A 3634-nucleotide genomic window follows, 5' to 3' on the forward strand; every position below is an offset into this window, starting at 1 on the left:
TGAGGCTGGAGGGGCTGGGGGGGTGAGGCTTCCTAAACAAATATTATTATGAAAACATTACTTTGCAAATCCAAGACAAAACCGATCTTGTTCGTACTGTTCTTCTTATGTTTCTCCATTTATGGTAAGGCACAGACCGCACCAAAGAAGTTGACAGCACCCTCTCCAGAGCGTTTCCAAGCTATCAATGACTCTATCCTTGCGGAAGGAATGTGGTTGTATACTTATGAGAAATTGGCGTGGCGAGCTACTGATTCACTTATGAAATATAATGTCAAGAGAGAGGAAATCAATTCTGCTACCGCTTTTGAAGAAGGAAACCTGACATGGCGTTATATCTTTGCTAACCTTGATAAGGAACAGACCGTTTTTGAACTGACGCTCCACCTGAGTAACGACACGAGTTTCTATGTCTGTTCTGCCACACCACGTAAACTTAAACCAACCGAGATCGAACAGCTCAAAGCAAAGCAGATTGCACCGCGTAAGGTCATAAAAGAGAAGGGAGATAGTATTTTCTTGTCTAACACATCTGGCTTGAACTGGGACTTGCTCCCTTTGGAGAAAGGTGGTTATAGACTCTACCTCCTGCATGGTACAACAAAGCATGGGGTGATTCCTATCGGTGATGACTACGCTTTCGACTTTGATAAGGATATGAACATACTCAGTTGGCGCAGGTTTCATCGTAGTTTTCTTGAGCAGCCAATAACAATGAATGGTGAAGAGATAACAGAGGTAATACACTCACATACTCCGATGACACCTTATTTCACAACAACAGATATCGCTAACTATATGCTTTATGGTTGCGACCTGTATGGGATAAAGAAGTTCGCGGTTCTCTCAACAGCCTTTGCTAATACTTCCTATCTCACTACATTTGATGTCGAAAAGATGAAACTAACCTCGACTGTTTATACGGTAAAATAACTGTTAACTTTGAACTGTTAACTTTGAACTTTGAGGTTTGAACTTTGAACTTTATGATCAGAACTACAAATATTGAACGACTACGAATGGCACGAATGACACGAATTCTTTTGCTAAGTGATTCGTGCAATTTGCGTAATTCGTAGTCGCCAGTGGAATTTGAAGGCAACGAGAGAGTTGGAGAAGTCCTTTCGTAATTCCCCAAACGATTTGTTACCAGCACTCTCTATCTCTTCTTCTGACGAATAGAGAGTTTTATCCACTTACCATGCTTCAAGCCGAGGGCTTTACCATTCACAAAGCGGCGATAGTTAGCGATACTATCATACTCCAAAGGAATAACCTCATTGCCTTGCTTATCGATGAACCCCCACTTACCTCCTACAGTATATTCGTGTTCAGGATCATCGGCTGGTCGCACCGTCTTACTCCCTACTGCCACAGCTGCTAAACCATCATGATATGGAAAGATAGCATCGTACTTCGGACTGACAACAACCTTGCCTTCCATATTCGCAACGCCCATCTTCTGTCCGCTCTCATCCAAGATTCTAAAGAGTCCATCAACGGGATAGTCATTGCCGTTATCCACCATATAAACATTGAACAGCTCTTGCCCCTGATTATTGATTGCAACACACCCCACATTCGACTTCCACACAAAGCCAATAGTACGGATTGTGTCTGTATAACACTGCAAATAACGATTATAAGGCACAACCGTTTCTCCCTTCTCATTAACATAAGAATATTGTTCATACTTCTGTGTCGTATCAACCTGCAAAACCAAATATGAGTCCTTCACATCTGTGAATGACAAACAGGGCAGTGCCAAACAACAAGCCAACATTGGCATAATAAGCTGTAACCTCTTCATCTTGATTCTTCGTTGTTTAGGTATTAATAATCTTCCGCTGTAAAGATACTAAAATAATAAACCAAAAGCAAGTGGGTTTTAAAAAAAAGTGAACAAGTGAACGAGTGAACGAGTTATATGTTTCGTACGCAACTTGTTTACTTGTGAACTTGTGAACTTGTAAACTTGTGAACTTGTAAACTCGTCCACTTGTAAACATCTAAACCTGTAAACTTGCAACAAACTTTTTTCGTAAAATCCTTGGTGATAAAAAGAAAAACATCTATCTTTGTAGCATCAGTTCCCCCAAGCCTCTTCACAATGCTCAAATCGGGGGACGTTTTATTTTACAACTATGACAACACCTTTCAATAAACAATACCATTCACCTGAGCAACTTGCTTTACTACTTCAAAGCCGTAATCTTGTCATTGACAATATTTCTTTTGTAGCACAAAAGCTTAGACAAATAAGCTACTACCGCTTCAGTGCCTATCTATACCCTTTCCTTGCTCACCCCAAAAGTGCACAGATTTTTAAAGCTAATAGCAATTTTCATACAGCATTATCACTTTACGACTTTGATCAAAAGTTACGTATCTTAGCCTTCACAGAAATTGCAAAAATAGAAGTAGCTATACGTAGCGCACTTGCAAATATAGTCTCCAAGGAAACCGGGAACTTATTCTGGATGACAGATATATCAATGTATGCCAACGCTGATAGGTTTCGAAAAACTATGAATTTTATTGATAAGGAACTGAACACTTCTAAAGAGGACTTTATCATACATTTCAAACGAAAATACAGCAACCCCTACCCACCTGCATGGATATTAACAGAGATATTGCCAATAGGTGTGCTAAACCACATTTATGGAAACCTTGCTAATAATGCTCTGCGAAAGAAAATTGCTGACGAATTCTCATTGAAAGTTCCTGTATTCAGTTCTTGGTTTACAATTATTGCCCTAACAAGAAATGCATGTTGTCACCATGCTCGCATCTGGAATAAGCAGAATACCATCCTTCCAACAGAAGCAAAGAGAATGCTGCTACCTTGGATTAACACGCCTGTACCTACAAACCGTATTTATTATGATTTGTGTATCTTGAAATACTTCGTTAATATTATTGATATAAATAATAATATGACCCACAACCTTTCATCATTACTAACAGACTATCCTAATGTGGACATTCTTGCAATGGGATTCCCTGCTAATTGGAAGAATGAACCACTCTGGAAAATTCTGTAATAAAGATACGAGTGAACGAGTTTACAAGTGAACGAGTAAACGAGTTATATGTTTCGCAAGCAACTTGTTTACTTGTAAACTTGTCTACTTGTCCACTTGTCCACTTGTAAACATTTTTTCCGTGTACTAAATTTCAATATATGCTCTCTTGGCTTTGAAAAGACGCCTAATTGGCTTGCAAAAGATGCCCTTTTGAGGTCTTACTAACGCCCTTTTGAACCCTTAATAAGCACCTTTTGAAACTCTTCCTCACAACTATCTGATAACAAAACACTTACAAGCATAAGAGAATCGCTTGTTTTTGGCTCTATTTTAAGTCTTAATGTTTGAGGATTTGTAAAGCATTTTTATATCTCAACCTCCCCCTACCCCTCCAAAGGAGGGGAGCTGCCTAACGGATAAAGACTTGAAGAGTAAACCTATTCTATATTAGCATTTTCACATACCACCTCCCCCAACCCCTCCAAAGGAGGGGAGTTGCCTGGCGGATAAAGATTTGAAGAGTAAGCCTATTGTATATTAGTTGATTTTGTTTTATTGCTGTCCGGTAAACCTTTTCCACATATAAAAGTTAAGGGCTAAAATCG

General features: G+C 39.3%; 3 protein-coding genes. 2 read left to right on the top strand and 1 reads right to left on the bottom strand.

Annotated elements, in window-relative coordinates; all coding sequences use genetic code 11:
• Window positions 1–48: 48 nt before the first annotated feature.
• Window positions 49–933: a hypothetical protein gene (locus tag HMPREF1505_RS11690; protein WP_231480396.1), complete on the top strand. Its 885-nt coding sequence runs from the start codon at window positions 49–51 to the stop codon at window positions 931–933.
• A 226-nt stretch (window positions 934–1159) separates the two neighbouring features.
• Here HMPREF1505_RS11690 and HMPREF1505_RS12715 read toward each other — a convergent pair whose 3' ends face one another.
• On the bottom strand, window positions 1160–1810 hold the full coding sequence (locus HMPREF1505_RS12715) for a WG repeat-containing protein (RefSeq protein ID WP_051412372.1): 651 nt from the start codon (window positions 1808–1810) through the stop codon (window positions 1160–1162).
• A gap of 334 nt (window positions 1811–2144) precedes the next feature.
• Between HMPREF1505_RS12715 and HMPREF1505_RS11700 the strand changes: the two genes are divergently transcribed.
• On the top strand, window positions 2145–3047 hold the full coding sequence (locus tag HMPREF1505_RS11700) for an Abi family protein (protein WP_036925596.1): 903 nt from the start codon (window positions 2145–2147) through the stop codon (window positions 3045–3047).
• Window positions 3048–3634 lie beyond the last annotated feature (587 nt).

The organism is Prevotella sp. ICM33, from assembly GCF_000517825.1.
GTDB lineage: Bacteria > Bacteroidota > Bacteroidia > Bacteroidales > Bacteroidaceae > Prevotella > Prevotella melaninogenica.